28 protein-coding genes and 2 pseudogenes are annotated in these 25,030 nt (G+C 34.1%); 22 read left to right on the top strand and 8 right to left on the bottom strand.

From position 1 onward, the window contains the following. Window positions 1–216: 216 nt before the first annotated feature. Window positions 217–414: a hypothetical protein gene (locus tag ABH957_RS03960; RefSeq protein ID WP_033712249.1), complete on the bottom strand. Its 198-nt coding sequence runs from the start codon at window positions 412–414 to the stop codon at window positions 217–219. 231 nt (window positions 415–645) lie between these two features. Between ABH957_RS03960 and ABH957_RS03955 the strand changes: the two genes are divergently transcribed. After that, entirely contained in the window at window positions 646–966 is a 321-nt protein-coding gene (locus tag ABH957_RS03955) for a DUF3892 domain-containing protein (protein ID WP_201031315.1), read from the top strand. Between the two features lie 86 nt (window positions 967–1,052). Here ABH957_RS03955 and ABH957_RS03950 read toward each other — a convergent pair whose 3' ends face one another. Together ABH957_RS03950 and pdxR are read right to left on the bottom strand one after the other, a co-directional pair. After that, window positions 1,053–1,493 carry a YaiI/YqxD family protein gene (locus tag ABH957_RS03950; RefSeq protein ID WP_002084774.1) on the bottom strand — a complete coding sequence of 147 codons (441 nt, stop codon included), beginning with the start codon at window positions 1,491–1,493 and terminating at the stop codon, window positions 1,053–1,055. An 80-nt stretch (window positions 1,494–1,573) separates the two neighbouring features. After that, window positions 1,574–3,016, bottom strand: coding sequence for a MocR-like pyridoxine biosynthesis transcription factor PdxR (pdxR, locus tag ABH957_RS03945; RefSeq protein ID WP_404490839.1), 1,443 nt, complete (start codon window positions 3,014–3,016; stop codon window positions 1,574–1,576). A 124-nt stretch (window positions 3,017–3,140) separates the two neighbouring features. Between pdxR and ABH957_RS03940 the strand changes: the two genes are divergently transcribed. Further along, window positions 3,141–4,052, top strand: a complete 912-nt coding sequence (locus tag ABH957_RS03940; protein ID WP_404453280.1) for a DMT family transporter — start codon at window positions 3,141–3,143, stop codon at window positions 4,050–4,052. Between the two features lie 18 nt (window positions 4,053–4,070). On the opposite strand, the gene ABH957_RS03935 is transcribed toward ABH957_RS03940, so the two are convergent. Beyond that, complete coding sequence (locus ABH957_RS03935; RefSeq protein ID WP_002066073.1) at window positions 4,071–4,538, bottom strand: NUDIX hydrolase; 468 nt, start codon at window positions 4,536–4,538, stop codon at window positions 4,071–4,073. Window positions 4,539–4,634: 96 nt separating this feature from the next. On the opposite strand from ABH957_RS03935, the gene ABH957_RS03930 reads away from it, so the two are divergent. Genes ABH957_RS03930 through ABH957_RS03915 form a run of 4 tightly spaced genes read left to right on the top strand, consistent with a single transcriptional unit; the run spans window position 4,635 to window position 7,434 of the window. Next, window positions 4,635–5,042 carry a DUF3980 domain-containing protein gene (locus ABH957_RS03930; RefSeq protein ID WP_404453284.1) on the top strand — a complete coding sequence of 136 codons (408 nt, stop codon included), beginning with the start codon at window positions 4,635–4,637 and terminating at the stop codon, window positions 5,040–5,042. A 17-nt stretch (window positions 5,043–5,059) separates the two neighbouring features. Continuing rightward, window positions 5,060–5,530 (top strand): GNAT family N-acetyltransferase, encoded by a 471-nt coding sequence (locus ABH957_RS03925; protein ID WP_002066078.1) that lies wholly within the window; start codon window positions 5,060–5,062, stop codon window positions 5,528–5,530. 47 nt (window positions 5,531–5,577) lie between these two features. Further along, entirely contained in the window at window positions 5,578–6,468 is an 891-nt protein-coding gene (locus ABH957_RS03920) for an AraC family transcriptional regulator (RefSeq protein ID WP_404453287.1), read from the top strand. 24 nt (window positions 6,469–6,492) lie between these two features. Further along, a complete protein-coding gene (locus ABH957_RS03915; RefSeq protein ID WP_404490840.1) occupies window positions 6,493–7,434 on the top strand; it encodes a serine hydrolase domain-containing protein in 942 nt (313 codons plus the stop codon). A 211-nt stretch (window positions 7,435–7,645) separates the two neighbouring features. Here ABH957_RS03915 and ABH957_RS03910 read toward each other — a convergent pair whose 3' ends face one another. Next, window positions 7,646–8,401, bottom strand: coding sequence for a CPBP family intramembrane glutamic endopeptidase (locus ABH957_RS03910; RefSeq protein ID WP_159146811.1), 756 nt, complete (start codon window positions 8,399–8,401; stop codon window positions 7,646–7,648). A gap of 22 nt (window positions 8,402–8,423) precedes the next feature. Further along, window positions 8,424–8,990, bottom strand: coding sequence for a TetR/AcrR family transcriptional regulator (locus ABH957_RS03905; RefSeq protein WP_404510664.1), 567 nt, complete (start codon window positions 8,988–8,990; stop codon window positions 8,424–8,426). Between the two features lie 146 nt (window positions 8,991–9,136). Between ABH957_RS03905 and ABH957_RS03900 the strand changes: the two genes are divergently transcribed. The 7 genes and pseudogenes from ABH957_RS03900 to ABH957_RS03870 all read left to right on the top strand — a co-directional run bounded on the left by ABH957_RS03900 (window position 9,137) and on the right by ABH957_RS03870 (window position 15,268). Continuing rightward, a complete protein-coding gene (locus ABH957_RS03900) occupies window positions 9,137–9,895 on the top strand; it encodes an SDR family oxidoreductase (RefSeq protein ID WP_159146809.1) in 759 nt (252 codons plus the stop codon). A 289-nt stretch (window positions 9,896–10,184) separates the two neighbouring features. Next, window positions 10,185–10,455, top strand: a pseudogene (locus tag ABH957_RS03895) (hypothetical protein); the annotation flags it as partial. 130 nt (window positions 10,456–10,585) lie between these two features. Further along, window positions 10,586–10,957, top strand: a complete 372-nt coding sequence (locus ABH957_RS03890) for a hypothetical protein (protein ID WP_404447272.1) — start codon at window positions 10,586–10,588, stop codon at window positions 10,955–10,957. Between the two features lie 65 nt (window positions 10,958–11,022). Beyond that, on the top strand, window positions 11,023–12,108 hold the full coding sequence (locus tag ABH957_RS03885; protein WP_404453294.1) for an FtsX-like permease family protein: 1,086 nt from the start codon (window positions 11,023–11,025) through the stop codon (window positions 12,106–12,108). Window positions 12,109–12,110: 2 nt separating this feature from the next. Continuing rightward, window positions 12,111–13,376, top strand: a complete 1,266-nt coding sequence (locus tag ABH957_RS03880) for an ABC transporter permease (protein ID WP_404447266.1) — start codon at window positions 12,111–12,113, stop codon at window positions 13,374–13,376. Further along, window positions 13,376–14,048 (top strand): annotated as a pseudogene (locus ABH957_RS03875) (ABC transporter ATP-binding protein). The gene ABH957_RS03880 and the pseudogene ABH957_RS03875 overlap by 1 nt, the downstream one beginning before the upstream one ends. Before the next feature lie 182 nt (window positions 14,049–14,230). Continuing rightward, window positions 14,231–15,268 (top strand): SDR family oxidoreductase, encoded by a 1,038-nt coding sequence (locus ABH957_RS03870; protein WP_404453297.1) that lies wholly within the window; start codon window positions 14,231–14,233, stop codon window positions 15,266–15,268. A gap of 59 nt (window positions 15,269–15,327) precedes the next feature. Here ABH957_RS03870 and ABH957_RS03865 read toward each other — a convergent pair whose 3' ends face one another. Beyond that, complete coding sequence (locus tag ABH957_RS03865; protein ID WP_404453300.1) at window positions 15,328–16,119, bottom strand: DUF4240 domain-containing protein; 792 nt, start codon at window positions 16,117–16,119, stop codon at window positions 15,328–15,330. A 190-nt stretch (window positions 16,120–16,309) separates the two neighbouring features. Between ABH957_RS03865 and ABH957_RS03860 the strand changes: the two genes are divergently transcribed. Continuing rightward, window positions 16,310–16,777: an NUDIX hydrolase gene (locus tag ABH957_RS03860; protein WP_404447254.1), complete on the top strand. Its 468-nt coding sequence runs from the start codon at window positions 16,310–16,312 to the stop codon at window positions 16,775–16,777. Between the two features lie 21 nt (window positions 16,778–16,798). After that, entirely contained in the window at window positions 16,799–17,443 is a 645-nt protein-coding gene (locus ABH957_RS03855; RefSeq protein ID WP_404447251.1) for an alpha/beta hydrolase, read from the top strand. Between the two features lie 47 nt (window positions 17,444–17,490). Here ABH957_RS03855 and ABH957_RS03850 read toward each other — a convergent pair whose 3' ends face one another. Next, window positions 17,491–19,434, bottom strand: coding sequence for a GTP-binding protein (locus tag ABH957_RS03850; RefSeq protein WP_404453303.1), 1,944 nt, complete (start codon window positions 19,432–19,434; stop codon window positions 17,491–17,493). A 264-nt stretch (window positions 19,435–19,698) separates the two neighbouring features. Between ABH957_RS03850 and ABH957_RS03845 the strand changes: the two genes are divergently transcribed. The 7 genes from ABH957_RS03845 to ABH957_RS03815 all read left to right on the top strand — a co-directional run bounded on the left by ABH957_RS03845 (window position 19,699) and on the right by ABH957_RS03815 (window position 24,918). Beyond that, window positions 19,699–20,127 carry a MarR family winged helix-turn-helix transcriptional regulator gene (locus tag ABH957_RS03845; protein ID WP_000204160.1) on the top strand — a complete coding sequence of 143 codons (429 nt, stop codon included), beginning with the start codon at window positions 19,699–19,701 and terminating at the stop codon, window positions 20,125–20,127. 18 nt (window positions 20,128–20,145) lie between these two features. Then, window positions 20,146–20,784: a nitroreductase family protein gene (locus ABH957_RS03840; protein ID WP_404453306.1), complete on the top strand. Its 639-nt coding sequence runs from the start codon at window positions 20,146–20,148 to the stop codon at window positions 20,782–20,784. A 46-nt stretch (window positions 20,785–20,830) separates the two neighbouring features. Further along, window positions 20,831–21,124 (top strand): putative quinol monooxygenase, encoded by a 294-nt coding sequence (locus tag ABH957_RS03835; protein ID WP_002142306.1) that lies wholly within the window; start codon window positions 20,831–20,833, stop codon window positions 21,122–21,124. A gap of 122 nt (window positions 21,125–21,246) precedes the next feature. Continuing rightward, complete coding sequence (locus tag ABH957_RS03830; RefSeq protein WP_265324634.1) at window positions 21,247–22,203, top strand: AAA family ATPase; 957 nt, start codon at window positions 21,247–21,249, stop codon at window positions 22,201–22,203. Next, on the top strand, window positions 22,200–23,309 hold the full coding sequence (locus ABH957_RS03825) for a DUF58 domain-containing protein (protein WP_404510662.1): 1,110 nt from the start codon (window positions 22,200–22,202) through the stop codon (window positions 23,307–23,309). The genes ABH957_RS03830 and ABH957_RS03825 overlap by 4 nt, the downstream gene beginning before the upstream one ends. A 15-nt stretch (window positions 23,310–23,324) precedes the next feature. Beyond that, the gene (locus tag ABH957_RS03820; RefSeq protein WP_404490873.1) at window positions 23,325–24,062 is read left to right on the top strand and encodes a signal peptidase II; all 738 of its coding nucleotides are present in this window, start codon (window positions 23,325–23,327) and stop codon (window positions 24,060–24,062) included. Between the two features lie 349 nt (window positions 24,063–24,411). Continuing rightward, window positions 24,412–24,918, top strand: a complete 507-nt coding sequence (locus ABH957_RS03815; RefSeq protein WP_404447238.1) for a DUF3902 family protein — start codon at window positions 24,412–24,414, stop codon at window positions 24,916–24,918. Window positions 24,919–25,030 lie beyond the last annotated feature (112 nt).

Genomic DNA, 25,030 nt, shown 5'->3' with positions numbered 1-25,030 from the left:
TTTTTCTTTTTTGGGGTGTTTACTTTTCTTAAGTTGATGCGCATGGGTCACCATACCATTTCGGGGAAATTGTACGTTTAGACACAATTTGGACGCAAATTAACCGATTCCCTGTACGTTAAGGAATCGGTATTTATAATACAGGTTAAAATAAACAGCACTGTAGACTAATTGCTATGGTGTTTTAGCAGATGAAATAACCCATACTTTATATAGCTAAGGTTCATTATTTACGTCTATTTCTGTATGAACTTTAAAATGAGGGACCTCAGCCAATAGAACATAGGCAATCTTATAATCAGGTGTTACATAACCATCATAAACACGTCCATATATTTCATTCCCGATTGAGTCCGTCCATACTTCAGCTTCTCTCAATGTCTCAAATATAATGTTTTCACTATTCCATTTGATATTCATCTGAACAGCTCTATTTCTTAAATGTTTTCGATATAATATTATCAGTTTTGAGTATCTTATATTGAGAGGTACTCTATAAAGTTCTAAAATAAATTTGTAATAGATTGAAAAATTATGAATGGGGTTATCTCTTTGTGGGAGTGTATTTTTGTGAACTTGATGGAAGAAGTACATAAAACTAATACCTTCCAAACATACTAATAAAATATTTTGGAGGTGAGTTTTATGGATAAAAAAGACTTTCAAAAAGTTTATAATGAATACTTACATCAAGGAGAAGAGCAAGCTCAATTGGAAGTAGTCCAGGACCAGGAAGTCGATTCAGGAGCAGAACAAATAGTTGCCGTTCGTAAAAATGATGAAGGTGATTTAATTGCTTTTAAAACGAGTAGCGGAAGAGAGTTAGATTATATTACTGCTCTTGATGAAGCAAAATCAGGGAAGTTAGCTCATGTGGACGTATTTCATAAGTATGGTAGGGATATTATACGTAGTGAACCGGATGGTATAAAGGAAAATAACTTAGATAATTTACCGTCTTTTTAAACGGGTAAGCCTCAAGAAGAGAATGTTCATTTGGATATTCTCTTCTTTTCTTTGTTAAGCTTTCCCTACAAATAGAAGGTTCATTTCTAAAGTGTAATCACACTTTTAAAGAGTTCTCTAAATTTCTCTTTATCTTCTGCTGTAAATGGTTTTGGCCCTTTTGTACGCTTGCCGCTTTTTCGAACCATTGCACTTAAATACCGTGTTTGTAATAGTTGTTCAATGTTTTCATTCGTATACTTATAGCCTTTATGGTGTAGAACGATACAGCCTTTTGCTAAAGCTAGCGAAGCAAGACCGTAATCTTGCGTTACGATTAAATCTTCTTTTTTTGCTAACTGCATAATCCGGTAATCCGCAGCATCCGCTCCGGAATCAACATAAATTGTTTCTACTCCTGTTGGCTGCTTAGCATTAGAATAATGAGAAAAGCTAGTAACGAGGGTAACAGGAATTTCAGCATTCGTAGCTTCATAAATAATCACATCTTTTACAGGACAAGCATCTGCATCAACGTAAATTTTCATTTTATCACTCCTAAAACTAGGTTCGAGTTGATGATAATGGTAGATTTTTCTTTTGTCAAACGAGAAAGCTTTATTTAAAGTTATTTTCCACAAACCAAAATAGCCTCACGCAAACGAGAAATACCTTCCTCAATTTGATCAATATTCACTTTTCCATAAGATAAACGAATATAACCATCTTTCGCGCCGAAAATACTACCTGGCATAAAAGCAATTTCTTGTTTTAAACTTTGCATAATAAGTTGTTTTTCGTTTATAGGTTCGTTTAATTTTCCCCATATGTATATACCACCGGTCGGGCTTGAGAAAGAGATTTTATCGTGAAGTTGCTCGTTTAGGGCACGAACGATAATGCCTCTTTTTTCTGCAAGTTGTTTTCGTAACGGTACGATATGCGACTGAAATGGTACAGTTTCGAAAAATTGTTGTATAAGCCACTGCGGGAATATACTCATTCCTAATTCCATTTGGTGACGCGCATCTGATAATCGCTCTACGACAGACTGCGGAGCGACAAGCCAGCCAACTCGTAACCCTGGCGCAATCATTTTTGATAAGGAATGAACATAAATGACTGTTCCGTTTTCATCAATCGATTTTAAAGTAGGGCAAGGTTGTTTATTTTCTAACGTAAGTAAACTGGACGGGTCATCTTCAACGATCGCGATTCGTAAGTCTGCGCAAAGTGATAGCAGTTTCTTTCTACGGTTTGGATGCAGCATCGTTCCCGTAGGGTTTTGGAAATTTGGATTTAAAAAGATCATTTTAATACGATGCTTTCTATATAACTCTTGCACATCGTCTGGATTAATACCGTGTTCATCGACAGGTAACGGGAAAATACGAATACCTGCTGATTGGAATAGCGGTAATGAATAACAGTGTGATGGACTTTCGAAAGCGACCGCATCACCTGGGTTTAATAAACATTGTACGATAAGGTGAAGTGCTTGTTGGGCGCCGGATGTAATCATAATCGATTGTTCGGTCGCTTCAACTTTTAAATATTCCTTCATATATTTTACTACCGCTTGTCTTAGCGGGAGATAGCCTTGCGGATGATCGTAACTTAATGACTGTGTTAACGGTTGTTCTCGTAAAATCGTTTGTAGTTGATCGTGAGGATAGAGGTTACAACCGAGCTCTCCGTTTGCGAAATCTATAATGTTCTCATTTTGTTGTACTTCTGATCGAATATGGCGAAGTAACGGTAAGTTTGGTAAGAAAGTACCACCTTCTACGAAACCTCTCCAGTTCGGCGTTAATGTTGGAGAAACGCCCCACATATGTGTACTCACACGTGTACCTTTACCAGTCGTACTTTCTACAATTCCCATAGCACGTAGTTCATTATAAGCAGTTGTTACCGTACTTCGGTTTACATTTAACTGCGTAGCTAATTTCCGTTCTGAAGGGAGGAAGCTACCTGGGGGAAGTTCTCCGTATGTAATACGTTTTTCAATAAAGTCAACAACTTGCTGATAAATTGGGATTTTACTGTCGTTATCTAGCTTCCATTCCATACAAACGCCTCCGCAAATCTTATATACATTAAGTATAACAAATTGGCTGGGTAAAAAAACAGCCAATTGGACGGTGTTATATCCAGCCAATTTTACTATGCTAAATAGGGAAGGGGAGATTCGGATGAAACGATGGCAAATGGAGTGGCTCCTAGTATCAGTTGCATTAGTATGGGGAGCAAATTATACAATTGGAAAGTATGGCGTGGCATTTATGTCATCCATTCAATTTAATAGTTTACGATTTTTAGTAGCATCTCCGGTATTATTACTTATTACATTTATTATGGAACGCTCATTACGTATTGAAAGAAAAGATTGGTTACGATTATTAGCAGTTGGTATCGTTGGAACGACAATGTACCAAACGATGTTTATGCTATCTGTGAAATATACTTCAGCAACGAACGCCTCATTATTAATTGCGATGTCACCTATATTTACAGGGATATTAGCAGTATTGCACAAACAAGAACGTTTTTCGATGAAAGTACAAATTGGTTCAATAGTAGCGTTTATTGGTGCAGCATTCGTTTTATTAACAGGGCATTCAGGAGGAGCAACTTATGAATATGCGTGGCTCGGAAATGTAATTGGATTAGTCGCAGCAATTGCGTGGGGATGGTATCCAATTTTAGCGCAACCTCTTATTACAAAATACTCCGCAATGAGAGTCACATCATGGTCTACTTTAATTGGAATTGTACCTCTCGTTATATACTGTTTATTCAACGTAAATACATTAACGTGGCCAGTAGATATGCCAAGCTGGGGATCACTAGCATATTCAATCATCTTTGCGACCATCTTCGGACTAGCAATGTGGTATGTCGGTATTAGTCAAATAGGCTCAACGAAAGTAATGGTTTATATGTATCTCGTACCATTGTTCGCAGTTATCTTTGCAGCTGTAACAATTGGAGAGCAAATCAATATGATGCAACTCGTTGGCGGACTTATTATCTTTATCGGCTTATATGTTGTAAAAAAAGGCGGAATCAAAAAGCCAGCTCTCAATTTGAAAAAAGTAAGCTAACAGTAAAAAGGATCTCTTTCATATAGAAGGAGATCCTTTTTTATTTCGTAATAAAAGCGCTTGTTCAACGGCCCATTTTTGATGGTCATGAATGAGAAGCTCTACAGCAAGTAAAGGAGACATCCACTTTAAAACATGATCATCTTCACAGTTATTAATTTGCTGATGTATCATATTTGCGATATAAAAGAAACCATCATTGAAATAATATGTATCTTCCTTTTCCGCATAAAAATATCGTGCTGCATTACCGATAGAACGATCAATTTCAATCGCCCAACCTAATTCCTCTAGTAATTCACGATGCAAACATGCTTCTTTCGTTTCCGTACCTTCCATACCGCCACCAGGTAAAAAGTAATGTTCTCCTTTTTCGATGATAGCTATTTTTGAGCAAGTATTGTTAAAAATAACCGCATAGCAACTTGGCCGTAATACATACTGAACAGTAGGTTCTTTATAACCAAATGTAAGTTTTGAAATCATAAAACACGACCTTTCTCTATAAAATACATAAAAGGGTTATTAAGGAAAATATAGAATTATATAAGTATAATCTTATAGGAGTGGAGTGATAACAACATGATAAATCGAAAGTGTTCGCGCTGTAAAGAAATTACAGGTGCATTGCATGGTGGTAAAAAAATTAAAGAAGAATTTCTATGTGAAGACTGTTTGCAAAAAGGAATTGCGAGTGGGGAAATCGAATTATCACAAGTTGAGCAAGAACAAACTTCGTATCTTTCTATAAAAATATTAAAAATAATGAGTGTTATTTATTTAATAGGATCTATTTTAATGATTTTTTCAACGGGTCCATTTATACATAATATGGGATTTGGTGAAATGTCAATTTCAGGATCAGAATTAGGTTTAATAAGTGTTGTTATGCTAGGTTCTCTATTCCAGTCTGTTCTTGTATTTTGCGGGATATGGGTATTCATTCTATTAGTAGAAACAGTCATTAAAATTTATGAAAAAATGAAGTGAGTGAGAGGGAGAAACATATGCGAGTAAGAAACATACAAGGGGAAGATTATGTAAATATTCATTCTGTATTAAATGATTGGTGGGGCGGAAGAGATATGGCTAGTATGTTGCCGAAGTTGTTTTTCGTCCATTTTCAAGAAACGAGTTTTATCATTGAAGAAGATGGAAAAACGTTAGGTTTCTTATGTGGATTTTTTTCACAGACGCATAAAGATGAAGCGTACGTTCATTTTATCGGTGTAAATCCGAAGTTTAGACGAAAAGGAATCGCATCGACGTTATATTCTTATTTCTTCGATGTCGCCCGTGCAAATAACCGTAAAGTTGTAAAAGCGATAACGTCACCAGTTAATAAAAAGTCAATTGAATTTCATCAAGAAATCGGATTTCAAATTGAAGCTGGGGATGATGAAATAGAAGGTGTATCCGTACATACAAATTATGATGGGAACGGCGGGAGTAGAGTTTTATTTTTAAAAAATGTGTAAAGTAGGCTGACGTAAAGTTAGCCTTTTTGTTGTGAGGAGGGATAAATATGGAGAGTTCTCAAAGTAGAAACGAGTATTTACGACGTATTTATAAAGTGCAAGACTATATAGAATCACATATAAATGATTCACTTTCAATTGAAGATTTAGCTAATGTGGCAGGCTTCTCAAAATTTCATTTTCATAGAATTTTTAAAGGGATGATGGATGAGCCGTTATCTCGGTATGTGAATCGTTTGAAGTTAGAGAGGGCAACACACCTTCTTACTTATCGTACAGATATGACGATTACAGACATTGCGTATTACTTCGGGTTCACAGATTCAGCAGTTTTCTCCCGGACATTTAAAAGTTATTACGGAGTAAGTCCGTCTCAATATAGAAATCACAATAGCAAGAATTGCAAAGACGTTAGCGAAGATTCTCAATACAATGAGTGTAAGAAGGTTCGAGGAGAGGTCGAAATTGTAACAGCGGACAAAGTAAACGTCGCATACATAAGACATGTAGGTACATATAAAGATTTAGCTATAGATTTTCCGAAAATGATAGAAAAACTATTTCATTACGCATCGGAGCAAAACTATCATGCATTCGAGGATACGGAGGTATTAACAATTTACCATGATCATCATGAGTTCACAGAAGACTATCATTTAAGAACAAGTCTATGTATAACAATTCCGAATGAGTCCGCAGTAGAAACGAGCGACATTGGAATAATGGTAATACCTTCTGGAAAGTATGCGGTAGGTCATTTTGAAATATTCCAAGATGAATATAAAGGAGCATGGGATTTCTTATACGGTGAGTGGCTTCCAAATAGCGGATATAAGCCGAGAGATTCATATCCTTTTGAAATGTATAAAAATGACCCAAAGCAGCACCCGGAAAATAAACATATAGTTGATATATATGTACCTATCGAACCTTTTTAATCATAGGTTAAAGGGGAAGGAATAATGAAAACTGCTGAAAAGTTAGATCAGATTATAAAAAAAGAATATAAAAATATTAATGGTATGTTAGTAGTACAGAAAGGTAATGTTATTTTTGAAAAATATTATAACGGACACGGGCCAGATGATACATTTCATGTGGCATCGGTCACCAAAACGATAATCTCTGCGTTAATTGGACTATGTGTAGATAAAGGGTATATAAAAAGTGTTGATCAAAGAGTAATAGAATTTTTCCCGGAATATAACGTTAATTCATCTGAAATAACAGTACGACATCTTCTTACGATGACGGCTCCACATCCTTTTGTAGACTGGCAGGAACCGTTAGAAGAACTATGTACACAAGAGGATTGGGTACAGTATACACTTAATAGAATGGGGGATAGTGGAGAAATCGGATCTTTTAAATACTCATCTGCAGGAGCTCATATACTATCAGCGATTATAACGAACGCAACAGGCAAAAGTGCGCGTGAGTTTGCGAATGAGTACTTATTTCAACCACTCGGCATGAGAGAAATTCCAAACTACAATATGAAAGTATTTGGATTCGATGATTTATTCGGAAAAGATGTAAAAGGATGGGTTCACGATCCAAATGGTATTTCGACGGGTGGCTGGGGACTGACGTTAACGGTTAGAGATATGGAAAAGTTTGGACAGCTGTATTTGAATGAAGGTATTCATAATGGAAAACAAATACTATCAAAATCATGGATAAAAGAATCGACAAAAATGAACCAAAATCAATATGGTTACTTATGGTGGTTACGAGAAGAGGATGGAATCTTTTCATACTGTGCAATGGGCGATGGTGGGAATATGATTTGTTGTATTCCGGAGAAGGAATTGGTGGTGGTGATTTCTTCTGAAATTATGGCGAATGTGGGAGATAGATGGAAGTTAATTAAAGACTGCATACTTCCTTATTTAAAAGATTAAGATGTGTATTTTTATGAAAATGAAAATGAAAGGTTTAGTTATACTTGTTATATTCTCCATGATTGAAATAAGTGCTGTGAGAACGGAGGCGTTCAATTAAGATTAGGAAACTTCAACACCTATACGATTATTGAATAGGTGTTGAAGTATTTATGAGTTAATTAAGGTACATTAAACTGCGAGCTGAAACACCTTTTTCTGTTATTGTAAATTATTCTTTAACTTTTCGATGTATAAGGTACATCATGCCAAACACAATTACCAGCAAGATAAATTTAATTAATTCCATTAGGCTAATATCCCATTTTGTTTCTACTCCATTTGTTAAATAAAATACATTAAACATACCATGTAAAATTGCAGGTGTTATCACAGAACGGCTATACTCTCTCGTATACGTCAAAATTATAGATAATATAAATAATAACGATAGATAACTTAATATTCCTACAAACCATAACTCATAGTTTTTATAAAAGAGTGCTACTGGTAAATGCCATAAAGACCAAAGTGAAGCTGTAATTATTGCAGTTTGTATTAATGAATATTTTTTTCGTAAATAGTAATGAAGATTCCCGCGCCAAATAATTTCCTCTAAAAATGCAGACAAAGCTGCAATTGTAAGACCAATGAGTATGAGAAATCCCAATTCATTGCAGTGATTAAATAAGAACTTTATATTATAAATATAAAAATAAAAATGGAGACATAGACCTAGAAGTAGTGGGAATAAAATAGGGAAAATTAGTGATTTTAATGTTGGACGTGAAATGCCAAATGTATGGAAAATTTCTTGTTTCTTATATACTTTTTGATATAAAATAACGGCTAACAACGGAACAACCATCGTAAACCCTAAATAATTACGACTATTTTCTATGTTCAGTAAGATGATATATACAAGCGATGTGAGACAATAAATACATAATGTTGAATGATAAACTATGTTTCTATTAATATTGTTCACCTACCTAAGTATATATAAAGTGTTAACCGTCTACTTCCATATTTAAAATTTGAACAAGTTGATTATTTAAATAACTGGTACTATAAGAAAAATCATTTTGATACCACTCAATAATGATGCCAATAATTGCATTCGCTTGGTAGGAACAATAAAGTGAATCATTCACTCCTTCTTTAAGCAAAGACCCTTTATCTTGAAATAATAAATGCTTTATTTCCTCAAAAAATAAATAATAGTACATTAAAGGAACCTTTTTGGAAAAAACAATTCTATAGAAAGTTTTATATTTTTCGATATGATGAAAAATCCGAATTGTAGAAGGATCTAATTTACTAGTTTTCAATACTGATACGTAGCGATAAGGTTCTTGATAAGAACGTGTCAAATCTGCTGTAATTTCTTTAAAATACTCCCCAAATAAATCTTCCACTTGTTTATAATGTAAGTAAAATGTACCACGATTTATTTTGGCTTTTCTGCAAATTTCCGAGATAGAGATGACTTCTAAAGTTTTTTCGTTTAATAATTCTAGCAATGCGTTATGTAACGCCTCTTTTGTTTTCACAATACGCATATCTGTACGCATCATTTTTTTCACCTCTTATTGAACACATTTCTTACGATGTGTTAATTATTGAACATTTATCACTTTTTTGCTCATTGTAAGCGCTCTTTTATATTATTATAATCTTTATTGAACAACTGTACAATAAAAGACAAAGGGGGCCGATTCAAATGAGATTAAAAGATAAAGTAGCAATTGTCACTGGTGCTGCGTCAGGCATGGGGAAAGCAATTGCAGAAGGTTATGCAAAAGAAGGAGCAAAAGTCGTTGTATCAGATTTAAACTTAGAAGGGGCTCAACATGTAGTACAAGTAATTAAAGCTACAGGTGCAGAGGCCATTGCTGTTCAAACAAACGTTACCTCTGATCAAGATATTCAACGTCTTTTCGATGAAACAAAACAAGCTTACGGGAAATTAGATATTCTTGTTAATAATGCAGGTATCATGGATGGAATGGAGCCTGTTGGTGAAGTTTCAGACGAACGCTGGGAGAAGGTTTTCTCTGTGAATACAGTATCTGTAATGAAAACAATGCGTATTGCAGTGAATCTATTCTTGGAACAAGGACACGGTACGATCGTCAATAATATTTCTGCAGGTGGATTATACGGTGCACGTGCTGGTGCTGTTTACACAGCATCTAAACATGCAGTCGTTGGCCTAACAAAAAACACTGCCTTTATGTATGCGAACAACAACATCCGTTGTAACGGTATCGCTCCTGGAGCAGTCATAACAAACATTGCTTCTACAATGACAAATGTGAGTGAATTTGGTGCGAGCCGCCAAGCATTAGGTATGGCAATTAATCCACGTGCTGGACAACCAGAAGAAGTTGCACAACTGGCTATCTTCTTAGGTTCAGATGAAGCTAGTTTCGTAAACGGACAAGTGATTTCTGTAGACGGCGGCTGGACTTCATATTAATTTTAATTCAAATATATATAAGTAAATAAGTTTTGAAAAAATAATGCTCCTGTCAATTTGGCAGGAGCATTCCTTTTTATAAGAATTTTTACATTATAAATTAACACTAATATTTAAATAGCTATCTTTATTGGTTCGTAAATGTTTGTACGTATTTTGTATGACTATGAATAAAGTAAACCATGTTTTGCTACAAAACAACGATACTTCTATCCCGCGTCTAAAGTCCTGCGTGTGCTTTATCATATCGTAAACAGTGTAAGGGGAACTTCCCAATACGATGAGTGAAGGAAAAGAAATTCTATCAAAATCATGGATAAAAGAATCGACAGAAATGATCCAAAATCAACATTGTTACTTATTTACTTATGTTGGTTACGAGAAGAAGAGGGTGTTTATTCATATTGTGAAATGAGCGATGGTGGGAATGTGATTTGCTGCGTACCAGAGAAAGAACTGTGAGGATGATTGCTTCTGAGGTTATTCCAAATGCCGGGGGATGGGTTTTGGAATTTAATACTAACTTTTTGTTTAATGACGGAAAGTTCGCGGGAATGTAAGTTCTGTGTGAATGAATGTAAATATTGGGATTTTTCGATATTTCATTATTTTCTTTATGTATAATGAGGACAAGGCCTAAAAATACTTAAATATTTAAGTGAATATTTTAAAAAGGGAAATTAAGGAGATATGAAAAGCTTACTTCAAAAAACTTTAGCTGTTACAGGACTAACTGCTTCTTTATTAGGTATGGTTTCTTCAGTTTCATTTGCTTCGATTAGTTGGGATAATAGTGCAAGGTGGTCAGGATCCGGTTCGAAAGCTAAGGCAACTGCCTACACTGCAAAATCAAATGAACCTCTTATGTACAAAATGATTGTAACAGCTAAATTTAGTGATGGCTCTTTTAGAAAAGAAGAAGTGGATGATGCACGAATTACAGATCGTATAGATGTTGAAGTTTCATCCAAAGGGAAAGTGAATGGTGGTTATTCGACTCATGAATGGTCAGTCGTAGAGGATGATAGTGCGTTCGCCTATAAGGAAATGGTAATTAAATAAAAATCAACAAAAACCGTGAAAAAGGATATATACTTTTTTCACGGTTTTTAAAATAAGGAGGATATATGAATCTAGTATTAAAAGAAATAGTGGTGAACAAAGCGATATTCATTATGTTATTTATTGCGTTTGTATTGACAATATGGCCGATACTTATCGCAATGTCGACGAAAGATTATTATGATGAGAGATTTTATGATAGTAAAAATGGTTATTTTAATTATTACTATTCCGTTCAACTTACTAATATGGGGGAATTCAATTTCAAACAATTTCAGACGTTAGTAGAATCTGATTTTAAAAATGCTAGCGTTATTACAAATGATATTCGTATTACTATTCCAGATATCGGGCGGATAACAATGAATGGTCTCCTTAATAAAAATTGGTCTCCACCATTGCTAAAAGGTTCTCAGATGGAACAACATGAAGAAAATAGTGTAATAGTGGGGAAGAAAATTTATAAAAATACGGAAACAATAAAACTATTTAATAAGGAATATACAGTTAAAGGCGTAGCAGGAGTAAATACCGAATATGAGTATAATATGAAAATTTATGTCTCTTTACATGACATGCCAGATGAAGTGAAACAAAAGATACAAAATGAAAAGACATTCCAAATGATCGTTCGTTCTAACGAAAACCCTAAAGAAGAGATAGAAACTTTCATACAGCATATGAAACAGAACAATAAAGATATAAATGCCAAAGTGATTAGTGAAAAAGAGAACTATGAGAAGGAAAAAAACTCTAGTGAAGCCGTAGAAGAGTTACTCAGTTTTCCATATAGAATTTTTTGTATAGCTTTAATTACCAGTATAATTGTAAGTTATTTTTGGATTTATACGAAGAAAAAGAGCCTGTCGTTAAGGAAGGCTTTGGGAGCAAGTAATGTAAATCTTTTTATTTTTATATTTAGTCAATTATTTTTATGTGCAATTACTGCATCAGCCTGTGCAATATGCATACAATGGATTTTTAAAACTTTGAGTGAAAATATTTTAGAGTTTACAAGTTATAGCATTAGTTTACAGTCTACTCATATTGTAATGTGTGTATTTCTTTCACTTACTATAGCTTTTATCCTCTCTGTAATACCAATTGTATATGTGCTTAAAAGTGAACCTGCTAAAGCATTAAAGGAGTAAAAATGATGAGAATAAAAAGTGCGTTCCTAGCATTAAAAAAGAGATTTCTATTTTCGGTACTTCTTCTAATACAGATTACATTTGGATTAGCAACTATAACGAGTTCAATTAATGTATTTTATAACTTACACCATCTAAACGATAAATCCAGCTCAGTATTAAATGTGGATAAAACATATTTAATTAATTTTGAAACGACGGCAGATAGGTTACAAAGCAAAAAATTTAATAAAGAACAAATTCAAGAAGTTTATAAAACGATTCAACAAAATAAAGATGTGATTTCGTATGGTACATACGAGCAGAGAGTTATTGAAATAGAGTCAAGTAATAGACCACTTCAAACCAGTATGATTACTGATTTGAAACATAAAACGTTTCACGATGACAGACCTACTATTAAAACAATTTTTGTAGATGAAAATTACTACAAATTGTTACATTTACCTTTGAAATTTGAAGAAGGCTTCTTACATGAAGATTTTCAAAAAAACAGTGAAGAGAAAACAAAGGTTTTAATGGGTTCTTACTTTAAGAAATATTTTCAAGTTGGGGATACAATTAATAATCAATATACAATTACAGGCTTTTTGCCAGAAAATAAATTTATCGTAAATAATAATACGACGAACACATATTTGAAGTTGGATTACGCAATGATAATGCCTATGTCATCTAATAGATATGAAAAATATGAAGCGATGTTTTTAAGACTACATCAAAGTACAGTTTTATATTTACAAAAAGGTGCAGATATAAAGAAACTAGAAGAATCAATTCAACTTAAAGGAAACGATGGTACGTTTTATTTAAAAAGTTTAGGTGAAGAAATAAATGAAGGGGTTACTCTTGATAGCTATTCTGAAATACCTCAACTTATAGTCGGAATCTTATTTATTTTATTCTCAATCGTCGGAATTGTAGTAACGACTATTATTTCTATCATGATGAGAAAGAGGGAATTTGGTATAAAATTAGTTTTTGGCGAAAGTAAATTTGGAATGTTTATTCAAATTGTTTTAGAAAACATTATTGTAGCAATAGTTGGCTTAGGAATGTCACTAGTTTACTTTTCATGGAGATATGGGGCTCTATTGCAAATGTCGAAGGATTTAAAAACAGCAACGGTATTAGACTTTAAATTGGATATGCCTATATTATTTTTAGTATTTCTATTCTTATTATTGATCATCATTGTCTCAAATGTAATTGTCTTCTTATTTATTAGAAAGCTTGAACCGAAAACATTAATAGGTGGGATGGAATAATGAGTTTAATTGAATTGAAAGACATTAAGAAGGTGTATAGTAACAAAAACCATAATACGTTCGCGTTAAACGGTATAAACTTAACGATAAATAAGGGCGAAATTATAGCGATAATGGGTCGATCAGGATCGGGGAAAAGTACGCTATTAAATGTTATAGGGTTAATTGATTTGCCAAATGAGGGTGAATATACGTTAAATGAAAAAACATTAACTGAAATTAGAGCAAATAAAGTTCATAAAACAAGAAATGAAATGATTGGATTTATATTTCAATATTTTGCATTGTTAAAAGAACATACTGTACATAGATAATGTAGCACTACCACTCACATATAGAAAGCTAAAGCAACGTGAAAGAGAAAATAAGGCGAAGTTCTATTTAGAAAAAGTAGGTTTAAAAGAACATTTGTATAAAACACCGGACGAGCTATCAGGCGGACAACAACAGCGGGTAGCTATCGCAAGAGCGTTAGTGGGCGAACCAGAAATAATTTTGGCTGATGAACCGACTGGGAATTTAGATAGGAAAACCGGAGAAGAAATTATGAATCTGCTATTACAACTAAATGAAGAAGGAAGAACGATTATTATTGTAACGCATGATATGAAAGTAGCGAATCAGTGTAATAGAATAATTGAGTTAGTTGATGGGGAAGTTGTGCGGAGTTAAAGAATGAGAGTTAATAATTATTTATTATTTAAGAAACCATGATGATTAACTTTTCAAAATGGTTTCTTTTTATTTTATAGAATTAAAATTGTAGTAAAAAGCTACATCCCACCCGTAACTTTTCAGAGCAAAAAATCGTTTAATAAAAAGAAAGGATTTTCAATCATGAATGGGGGAGAAACATGAAGATTTTAATTCTAGGTGGTACACGTTTTTTAGGAAGAGCTTTCGTAGAAGAGGCTTTAAAAAGAGGGCATGAAGTTACATTATTTAATCGCGGAACAAATAATGAGATTTTTCCTGAAGTAGAGCAGCTAATCGGTGATAGAGATGATGATGTTTCAAGTTTAGAAAATCGAAAATGGGATATGGTCATAGATACATGTGGATTTTCTCCTCATCACATTAGGAATGTAGGAGAAGTACTTAAAGATAATATAAAGCACTATACATTCATCTCAAGCCTTTCCGTATATAAAGATTGGATCCCGCATCACATAAAAGAAGATTATAAATTACTACCTGAACCACCAAGTGATAAGGTAAAAGCTGTAGAGAATGGTGAAATATCTCCTTATGAGTATTACGGTGCGCTTAAAGTATTATGTGAAAAAGAAGCAGAGAATTATTGGCCGGGTCGTGTTTTACATGTAAGAGCAGGACTTCTTTCAGGAATGTTTGATTATACAGATCGGCTTCCATACTGGATTGGGCGTGTAGAAAAGGGAGGAAAAGTGTTAGTTCCAGGAAGAAAAGACCGTCCAGTGCAGTTCGTTGATATAAAAGACGTCGCAAGCTTTGGACTAAACATGGCAGAAAACAATAAAACGGGTACATTTAATGTAACGGGTCCGAATTATGAATTGACGATGGAAGAATTATTAAATACGTGTAAAAAGGTAACGAATAGTGATGCTGAATTCGTTTGGGTAGATGAATCATTTATAAATGAATATAAAGTACAGCCATGGACAGAGATGCCATTATGGCTTCCCGAAACTTTTGCATTAGAAGGTGAAACGAAGCCGTGGAAAGGTGGATTTTCTATTAATATAGAGAGCGCAGTTAAAGAGGGTCTTACTTTTAGAAGGTTAGAAGATACTGTTAAAGACGTGTATGAGTGGATGAGAGAAATGAAAGGTAGGGAATTTAAGGCAGGTATTTCAATTGAAAGAGAAAAGGTGCTGTTAGATAAGTGGTATGAAATAAAGAGAGCTTAAATAGGAATCTTATGAAAAAAGGACTCTGTCTATTGGTTAAACAGAGTCCTAATATTCATCTACCACTCAATCGGTTCTTCCCCGTACATTTCCCATAGCTTAGGAAACATCTTTTTCAAACCTACTTCGTCATCTTCATCCCAGTCTAACTCGATATCAACTTCCTCAAATTCTTCATTTGATAAGACATGGTATAGTGTAAAGTATGTATCATCTTCATCCCCAGTCTTCTCCATATATACTTCTTGTCCGAAATATAGTGTAAGTTCTTCTATTTCTGGAACATCATACTCGCTCAAATTTTCTAATACAGGAATTAACCGTTCTGGATCTTCAATACACACTTCGTATGTTTCTTTTCCTTGATATAATAACCACCCGCGGAAGTAATCAAAACTATCATCCGAACAACCGCCCATAATTATACAAGCAGCCGCCCATAAGTGAGACGTATAGGAAGCTTTTAAAGTACGATGCATATGTGTGTCAAAAGCTACAATTTCATGTACTGTACGTTTAGCAAGGTGAGAAGTGAGCCATTCTATTTGTTCTTCTTGGTCTTCGCCTTTCGATTTTGCACGAGCGAGTAGTTCCCAAAATTCTTCTTCTGTTATCGTTTTTTCTTTTATGTAATCTTCCCCTAGAATAGGGTCGGTATATCCTTTTTTTCGTTTGGAAGCGATTAGTTTGTTAGCTTCTTTTATGCATTCTTCTTCTGTTTCAAACTCTTTCGCTTTCACACTACCAGCTGTGCCAATTTTTCCGTAAAACACAACGTAGTCTCTATCTTTCACAACGATTTTCCAAAACTTATTTGATTTCTCAGTTTGCTGGATTAATAACGTTTCCATTCGTACCCCCATATTGCTTTTCTAGTATGCATTGTGATTGTAACATATGTATAAATACCTGTAATGACAAAAAGGTAAGTGTAGTTTTCGGAAAGTTCGAAAATTATTGAATGAAATAGAAAAATTTAGTAATCTTATTTGTACAGCACATACATAATAGTTTTGTAATCATACATTGGAGGGGTTTGTTGTGGATCTTACGTTTAAAGTAGAGGAAACATGTTTTAATTACCGAGTCGGAGCAATTTGTAAACACGATAATAAAATACTCATCCTTCAAGATGAAGGTGAAGAGTATTGGTACGTACCAGGCGGACGAGTGAAAATGTTAGAAAATAGTGAAGATGCATTAAAACGAGAGCTTACAGAAGAAGTGGGTGTTCCTATTAAAGTGAAGAGATTAATATGGTCAGTAGAAAATTTCTTCACCCTTTCTGAGCGAAAGTTCCATGAGATTAGTTTTTATTATGAAGTAGAGCTGCATGAATTACCTGCAAATGGGGCGGATCAATATATTCTTGAAGAAGCAGGTAGAAAATATATATTTAAGTGGGTGCCGGTAGAAGAGTTAGATGCGTATAACTTACAGCCAGCGTTTATAAAAGATAAAGTAAAGGATGTATCAGTTCATACAGAACATATCGTTTTACAAAAGTAAGCGTGTTTGGAGGGGAAAACGGTGAAGGGGACTAAAAAGGAAATACATATAGACGAAAAAGTCATTCGTTACACACATATCGAAAAAGGTTCTAATACGGTTTGCTTTATGTTTTCAGGTTCCGGTTACAATTATGATAAACCATTATTCTATTATGCAACAATGCTTATGCTTGAAAATAAAATAGATGTAGTACATATTCATTATTCCTATGATGGACAGTTAATGGAAAAACCAATGGAAGAAGTAACGAAAGTAATGATGGATGATATTAATCCTATTATTAATGAAGTGCTAAGAAATGGACAATACAACGATTCGATGTTTTTAGGAAAATCACTCGGAACAATCCCGATTGCAAATGATTTAATGAAGAAAGAGGAATTTGCACAATCAAAAATGATACTACTTACACCTTTACTGACGTTTGATTTGATTTTTGAGTCCATCTTACATAGTCATCACGACGGGCTTTTAGTAATTGGAGACAAAGATCATCAATACAATGCAAGTCAAATGGAGCGATTAGAGCAATCCAATTTAAAGATTGAGATTGTTAAAAATGCAAACCATTCTTTAAATGTTGGGGAATTTGAAACGGAGAATTCAATTGAAGCTATAGCGAAAGTAATAGAAAAACTTAAAGAAGTTGTTAGGACAAACTAATTTATCAACACATGCAAAAAGAGGTGCAAATTGCACCTCTCTTTTGTTTAGTAAGCCTTCAACACATGAAGCAAATAATCTTTCCGATTTAGCGGATTAAAGTCAACACGTTTTCGAGTAGGGAAGGGAGCCGTAAGTTTTGTAAAACCACCTGGCTTTGTTGTAAAGATTCCTTCTCCTTCAGCAAATGAATGGAGCATTCGTTTAAAATTCTCTGTTTTTGCAACAGGTAATGATCCTGTTAACTGGTAAGAATCATTATTTAATATAGGCTCTACAAAAGTTGCTGGTATGGCAGCGAGCTTATACATTGTGGTACTAATTGCGTGCTCTGGTACAGTTAATTCAAATTCGTTTAATGGCTCATATACACATGTTTCAGCCCGTTTCAAAGCATCCATTAATACGAGCGGTGTTAAATTTCTAAAGTCACTCGCTGTTGTAACAGGGCTTGCATAGCCGGTATGTGTTAATGTGACGATAATGTCCGTAACTTCCCATCCAAATAAACCTTGTTTTAACGTTTGAAATACTGTATCTTCAATCGCTTTATGAAATGCTAAAGGCAGTGATCCAAGTTCAACACCTAAGTTATACGTTATGCCAGAGTTAAGCGCGCCACGTTCAACTTTGAACCCAATTGTTGCGTAAAAAGGATTCTCTTTTTCGCCCATTACATCAAAGCTATTCCCTATGCCAATTGGTTTTTCAATACATACAACTCGCGTGTTTGAAAAGGTAACTTGTAAATTGTATTTTTCATAAAGTGTTGTTTCGATAACTTCTTTTTGTACTTCACCGAAAAGGCGAATGTATAGTTCATTATGAACATCGTCTTTCCAAACTTTAATGAGAGGATCTTCTTCGCATAGTTCCATAAGTGCAGCGTATAAATCATGAATTCGTTCTTTTGGTACTGCTTCAATAGCAGCTTCCATTTGTGGTTCGGCAAAGTGAATATCCTTTATATAATCCGTCCGCTTACCGATAATATCACCAATTTTGATATTCGTAAGTCCCGATACTTTGCAAAACTCTCCACTATGAACAGTAGAGGCTTGAACTGCATTTCCATTATGAAATATGCACATTTTTTTAATCTTCTCTTTATGTGATAGAGACTCACTGCGCTGAATATCAACATATTTTCTAACGTGTAAACAACCAGAAAATAGTCTTACGTAAGCAATCTTTTCGCCAGAAGATTCACGTTCAATTTTAAATACAACACCGGATAATGTTTCATCTTGAGCCGATTTAGTAGCTGGAATTAAGGCTGAAATATTTTTAAGTAATTCAGTTACTCCTATACCTGTCATTGCTGAACCAAAAAAGATAGGAAACACATTTGCTTGTTGTATTTGTTTTTCTAGTTCTTTTCTTAATGGCGTATCTGATATTATTTCGTTATTTACATATGACTCAAGCAATGATTCGTTAAATGGTGCTAACAGTTCCATACAATCGTCATAGGATTTATATTCAATAATCCGAGCGTCCTTTGTACCTTCGTTCTCTACAGAGTAGAAGGGGGATGCTTCATTTGAAAGAAGCTCTTTTATTTGTTTCACAACTTTTTCAGTATTTGCGCCACTACGGTCTATTTTATTAACAAATAATATAGTAGGTATGTTTAATTTCTGTAATGTCCGCATTAAAATCTTCGTTTGTGCTTGCACACCTTCAACGGCAGAGATAACTAAAATCGCACCGTCTAAAACGCGGAATGATCGCTCCACCTCAGCGATAAAATCAGCGTGTCCAGGTGTATCAATGACATTTACTTTTAAACTGTCAATAAAGAAAGAAACGACCGATGCTTTAATCGTAATTCCGCGCTGTCTTTCTAATTCCATTGAGTCAGTTTGCGTGCTTCCGCTATCAACGCGGCCAATTTCTTTAATTACATTCGTTTCAAAAAGAATTCGCTCAGTCAAACTCGTCTTGCCAGCGTCTACGTGCGCGACAATCCCTATATTTATTGTTGTCATATATAAATATCCTCATTTCACTTTCCATTTTTAATTCCTCATTTCTATGTGTGTATTGCCGCATTACAATCACTCTCCAGTCATTTAAATTATTACTATTATAATGTAATTTACATTTTTTGTAACGCTACAAAGCGCCTTAATTTGGAAAAAATAAAAAGAAAACAAAATGCTTGCATTCTAAATCGATATAGATTATATTAATTGACATATCAACTATTGATACATCAAACATTTTTGATTTGGATGTAAAGGAGGGGTAATTTGACAAGTTCATGCTCAAAAGAAGCGATTATTTTATATAAATTACACTTTCTAAATAAAGAAGTAAGTTCGAAGTTTGAAGGGTGTACAGGTATGAGTCAGTCTCGATTAGAGCTTATACTTCAGTTATTTGAAGTAGATGAAATTAGTCAAAAAGCACTTCAGCAAGAAGTGAATATTGATAATGCCGCGATTACGAGGCATTTAAAACAGCTGGAAGCAAACGGAATGATTACAAGACGTAAAAATCCAGATGATAACAGAATTACGTTAGTGTCTCTTACAGAAGAGGGACGAAATAAAATTCAAGTGTATCAAGAGGAAAAAGAGCGTTTCGCTACTTCAGCATTTAAAGGATTAAGTGAAGAAGAACGCGACAATCTTTTAACGATGTTAGACCGCATTCAAGAAAATATAAAAGAACTTTAAAAAAGGGAGAATACAACTATGACTAACTCAGTAAAAACAAATGATTTTAACGAAATTTTAACAGGACGCCGTTCAATCCGTAAGTACGATCCTTCAGTGAAAATTAGCAAAGAAGAAATGACTGAAATTCTTACAGAAGCAACACTTGCACCATCTTCAGTAAACATGCAACCATGGAGATTCTTAGTTATTGAAAGTGACGAAGCAAAAGCAACACTTGCGCCACTTGCGAAATTTAATCAATCTCAAGTAGAAACATCTTCAGCAATGATCGCTGTATTTGGTGATTTAAATAACTTTGATAATGCAGAAGAAATTTACGGTACAGCAGTTGAGCGCGGACTTATGCCAGCAGAAGTAAAAGAAGATCAAATGAAAAAACTTTCAGGTTACTTCTCAATGGTTACACCAGAAGTAATGAAAGATACTGTATTAATTGACGGTGGTCTTGTAGCAATGCAATTTATGTTAGCAGCACGTGCTCACGGCTATGATACTTGCCCAATTGGTGGATTTGAAAAAGACCAAATCGCAGAAGCTTTCGGATTAGACAAAGAGCGTCACGTACCAGTTATGTTAATTTCAATCGGAAAAGCTGCTGACAGTGGTTATCCATCAGTACGTCTTCCAGTTGAAAAAGTTGCCCAGTGGAAGTAATTTTATAAAAAAACAGAAATAAGTGAGATATGAGAGGGGAAACACCATGATTATTATTCACGCAATATTTCAAGTAGATCCAGCAAAACAACAATCGTTTTTAGAAGAAATTCAGCCATTACTTCATGGTTCAAGAGAAGAAAGTGGAAATGTATCTTACGATTTATATAAAGATACTGAAAAAGAAAGTGTTTATACGATGGTAGAAGTATGGAAAGATGAAGCAGCAGTTGCGAGTCATAATACGAGTGAACACTTCACATCTTTCGTTAGTAAAGCATCACAGTTTTTAAATGCTCCGCTTGATATAAAAGCTTATAATGGAACGTTAGTAAAATAATATGGTTATAGAAGATGACTTTGGCGTATGCTGAGGTCATCTTTTTTATTTTGATAGGAATATATTTACTTCTAACGTGATGTTTTATAATTTGGAAAATAAATATTCTTAATTTTAAAAATATTTTAAAGGTGGTAGTGAAATATATGAACATATTAAAGAAAATCACTAACAATATTTCAAAGGTCATTATAGGGAAAAATGAATCGATTGAACTAGCAGCTATAGCTCTTATAGCAAGAGGACATATTTTATTAGAAGATGTACCTGGGACGGGGAAAACAACATTAGCGAAAAGTTTGGCTAAAAGTGTGGACGCTAAGTTCCAAAGAATTCAATTTACAGCTGATACTTTGCCTGGAGATGTTATTGGACTCGAATATTTTGATGTGAAGGAATCGGAATTTAAAACGAGGTTAGGGCCTATTTTTGCAAATATAGTATTAGTTGATGAAATTAATCGGGCTGTACCGAGAACACAATCTTCGTTACTTGAAGTTATGGAAGAACGTACTGTTACAATTGCGAAGCAGACACATTCACTACCAGAACCTTTTTTAGTAATTGCAACGCAAAACCCTCTTGAATCGGCTGGTACATTTCCTTTACCTGATGCACAATTAGACCGATTTTTACTTACTATACGCCAAGGTTACCCTACGAGAGAAGCGGAAAAGGAAATGATGAATCGGTTCCAAACGAATGATCCATTAGAAACGCTACATTCTATTATTTCAAGTGAAGAAATAATAAATATACAAAAACTTGCAAGGGAAGTGTTAGTAGGGAATGATGTGCAAGATTATCTTCTTGAAATTATTGAAGCAACCCGTAAGCATGAACTGATTGAAATTGGTGTAAGCCCGCGAGGCACATTGGCATTTATGCGGGCAATCCAAGCACGAGCAATATTAAATGAAAGAGATTACTGTACACCAGATGATATAAAACTACTAGCTGCATCCGTTTGTGCTCATAGGTTAACGTTAACGATAGAAGGGGAGATGAAAACGACGAAAGAACAAATCATGAAAGAAATTCTTCATACGATTAGTGTGCCAGTGGAGAATCTACGATGAATCAACAGCTTGTGTATACACCTTTAGCCGAGCCTTTCGTAATAGGAGTTATGTCAGTTGTAGCCGTTATTTTATGTGTATTTTCAAGTAATCTACTCATATTATCTCTCGTATTTTTGTATGTAATTTTAATAGGTACTATGCATGTATACATACGTAAAGTATCTCGTGTTCAATGGGAATACAATCAAGGTAATTCGAACGTTTTTATAGGTGAAACGAATACGTGCAAAATAAAAATTTCAAACAACGCGATATTTCCTATTTTCAATATCGTATTTCGATTTAAATGTGAAAACAAGCTAACTTGGAATCATGATGAACTAAACAAAAATCATAGTACAGGTTCAAATTATTATTTGAATTTCAATATAAAAGGTGGAGAGACCGTTTCATTTGATTTACAAGCTGTAGCATTAAAAAGAGGTATCGCGAAATGGGAAGAAGTTGAAATTGTTATTACTGATCCATTTGGATTCATAACGAAACATATAACATATAAACAAGTTGATACGCCGTCCTATTTAGTTTTACCAGCCGTTCCGAAAATACAAGTTCCTGAATTACAAGAATGGTCACGCGGATTTCGAAAAGCAATGTCTTCTCCGCTATATGATGAAATGAAAGTAATGGGAGTGAAGTCTTATGAAAATGAAGATTTTCGTTCTATCCATTGGGGTGCAACAGCAAAAACAGGGACGATAACTGCGAAAAAATATGAACGAACACAATCTGATAAATACGCGATTTATCTCAATTTACAAAATAAAAGTGGCGTTTCTTTACGAAATGATATTGAAGAGTTTATTGAATTAACCGCAGGCATATGCAAACAACTGCTCATGCAAGATTGTTCATTTGAGTTATGGATTAACAGTGTGAAAGGTAACGGATTGTTACATGTAAAGAACGGGTATAATCGGAAACATTTGCAAAATGTATTAAAGGTACTTGCCTCAATATCGGACCAAGATACGCCTGTATCATCTTCTTATTTTTACACAGCTGGATTTCGTCGTAAGGAATTGGATGCGGTTCCTTTAATTCTTGGTACTTCTCCAAGGAAATATAGTAGAACGAATAAATGGATTGTAATTAAAGAATAAGAAAGGGCTTATGTCATGTTGAATAAAAAGCGGCATATGAAGGTGAAGTTTTGGAGTGTAAAAGCTTTAATCATGCTTTTCTTTGCGATTAGTGCGATCATGTTATCACAAGGTATTGTGCATGTACAAGACATAGTAAAAGAGCGTTTTTTTAGTGAGACTGAGACCAGATCGGAAAAGAATTATAACTTTATAAGCAAAGACGAACCGTATGATGATTCTGCAAGATTTATAGATGAAGAAACAGGAGATATAGGTATAAGAACGACAACGGATAGGAAATTTCCACCTTTCGAACGAGAAAGGTCATGGGGAGACGTATTTTCTGTACTTTCAAATTCATGGATTACTATAGCGTTTTATATGATTATCGCAGTGGCAAGTATATATTTTCTCTACAAATCTATTAGGAAAAGGTTGACGAAAACAGAAATAGAGCAGGAGAAACAATCTGTAACAAAAGAGAATACGGTAAGAACTGTAAAGGATGAAAAAGTCATTCATCAGTTAGAGCAACCGTTACCTACAGATATGATAAGGAAAACGTTAGTTGAATGGGAAAGAAGTTTACCATTTCATGAACAGAGAAGGTCTTATGAAACGATACAACAATGGTTAAAACGAATATGTCGAACGAGAGATATTATTCCGATATATGAGTCTGTTCGTTATGGTGAAAAGACGTATACGGAGTTAGATGTTAAGAAGACTATGCGGTGGATAGAGCGGGATGGAAAAGGGCGATGTGAATAGTAGAATGTACTATATGAAAATAAAATGATGGCTGAGTTAATCTGAATATGAAAGTTATATAAGTAAATAAAATTAGCTGCAAATTAATTTTATTTACTTATATTTAATTGCATGTTAATGTATACTTAATTTTTTAATATCTCTACCAATGGAAAAAGAATATACAAGCTATATGGAACTCTTTGTAGAGTATTGCTTCTTTAATTGTTCATGAGTGTATCTTTGTTTTATTAATATAGAATGAAAAAAGGATGCATTAGAGCTAAACGATTAACGGGTAGCATGTTAATAAAAAATTACATGAGTTTAGTAAAAACTTATAATTTATTTTTAAGGGTGTGAAAATATAATGAAACCGGTATTGAAAAGCATACTTATTTCCTTTGCTTTTTCTGCAGTAGGGATGTGTTGGTTGCTGTTCATGTTATTTAGAGGAGGCGGAGACTGGTTATTGTCTTGGATAGGTGTATTAATGGCATATTTATCTTTATACACTTTAATAGATTTATATTGTAAAAATACATACGAAAAAACATTAAATATAGTGCTTATAAAATCAACAGTTACTACCTTTAGTTTTGGAGTATTAGGAATCATATTTGGTATAATACACGAGCTATTAACACCATGGAGTCTCAGTTTAATGGTTTGGTATTGGCTGCTAATTCTACTTTTATTTTTAACGACCATAATATTATTAGTTATTTTAGTATTTGTAAATCGTAAAGATCAAAATTTCCCCGGGGTATATAGATTACTTATACTTCTAAGTTTACTTCTTACGTTAGGACCAGTATTGTGGCCACTGTTTTTTACTATTATTGGAAATGGTATGAATGCTAGTGCAGGATGGTAAAACTGAATAAAGATTAGTAGTTTAAAGAAGTGAATGAAATAAAAAGTTGATATAGGATTTTAAGTATGTAAGAGAACGTGTTTTGATAAATTGAAAACACGTTCTTTTTTTA

Origin of the sequence: Bacillus sp. RC242 (genome assembly GCF_044908245.1) — a bacterium.
GTDB classification, from domain to species: domain Bacteria; phylum Bacillota; class Bacilli; order Bacillales; family Bacillaceae_G; genus Bacillus_A; species Bacillus_A mycoides.
Note: the sequence above shows the minus strand (reverse complement) of the source record. Positions and strands in the feature narration are given on the sequence as shown.

Coding starts and splice junctions, on each gene's coding strand:
- ABH957_RS03955 (WP_201031315.1), top strand. CDS start 646: ATGGATAAAAAAGACTTTCAAAAAGTTTATAATGAATACTTACATCAA.
- ABH957_RS03950 (WP_002084774.1), bottom strand. CDS start 1,493: ATGAAAATTTACGTTGATGCAGATGCTTGTCCTGTAAAAGATGTGATT.
- pdxR (WP_404490839.1), bottom strand. CDS start 3,016: ATGGAATGGAAGCTAGATAACGACAGTAAAATCCCAATTTATCAGCAA.
- ABH957_RS03940 (WP_404453280.1), top strand. CDS start 3,141: ATGAAACGATGGCAAATGGAGTGGCTCCTAGTATCAGTTGCATTAGTA.
- ABH957_RS03935 (WP_002066073.1), bottom strand. CDS start 4,538: ATGATTTCAAAACTTACATTTGGTTATAAAGAACCTACTGTTCAGTAT.
- ABH957_RS03930 (WP_404453284.1), top strand. CDS start 4,635: ATGATAAATCGAAAGTGTTCGCGCTGTAAAGAAATTACAGGTGCATTG.
- ABH957_RS03925 (WP_002066078.1), top strand. CDS start 5,060: ATGCGAGTAAGAAACATACAAGGGGAAGATTATGTAAATATTCATTCT.
- ABH957_RS03920 (WP_404453287.1), top strand. CDS start 5,578: ATGGAGAGTTCTCAAAGTAGAAACGAGTATTTACGACGTATTTATAAA.
- ABH957_RS03915 (WP_404490840.1), top strand. CDS start 6,493: ATGAAAACTGCTGAAAAGTTAGATCAGATTATAAAAAAAGAATATAAA.
- ABH957_RS03905 (WP_404510664.1), bottom strand. CDS start 8,990: ATGATGCGTACAGATATGCGTATTGTGAAAACAAAAGAGGCGTTACAT.
- ABH957_RS03900 (WP_159146809.1), top strand. CDS start 9,137: ATGAGATTAAAAGATAAAGTAGCAATTGTCACTGGTGCTGCGTCAGGC.
- ABH957_RS03890 (WP_404447272.1), top strand. CDS start 10,586: ATGAAAAGCTTACTTCAAAAAACTTTAGCTGTTACAGGACTAACTGCT.
- ABH957_RS03885 (WP_404453294.1), top strand. CDS start 11,023: ATGAATCTAGTATTAAAAGAAATAGTGGTGAACAAAGCGATATTCATT.
- ABH957_RS03880 (WP_404447266.1), top strand. CDS start 12,111: ATGATGAGAATAAAAAGTGCGTTCCTAGCATTAAAAAAGAGATTTCTA.
- ABH957_RS03870 (WP_404453297.1), top strand. CDS start 14,231: ATGAAGATTTTAATTCTAGGTGGTACACGTTTTTTAGGAAGAGCTTTC.
- ABH957_RS03865 (WP_404453300.1), bottom strand. CDS start 16,119: ATGGAAACGTTATTAATCCAGCAAACTGAGAAATCAAATAAGTTTTGG.
- ABH957_RS03850 (WP_404453303.1), bottom strand. CDS start 19,434: ATGACAACAATAAATATAGGGATTGTCGCGCACGTAGACGCTGGCAAG.
- ABH957_RS03840 (WP_404453306.1), top strand. CDS start 20,146: ATGACTAACTCAGTAAAAACAAATGATTTTAACGAAATTTTAACAGGA.
- ABH957_RS03835 (WP_002142306.1), top strand. CDS start 20,831: ATGATTATTATTCACGCAATATTTCAAGTAGATCCAGCAAAACAACAA.
- ABH957_RS03825 (WP_404510662.1), top strand. CDS start 22,200: ATGAATCAACAGCTTGTGTATACACCTTTAGCCGAGCCTTTCGTAATA.
- ABH957_RS03820 (WP_404490873.1), top strand. CDS start 23,325: ATGTTGAATAAAAAGCGGCATATGAAGGTGAAGTTTTGGAGTGTAAAA.
- ABH957_RS03815 (WP_404447238.1), top strand. CDS start 24,412: ATGAAACCGGTATTGAAAAGCATACTTATTTCCTTTGCTTTTTCTGCA.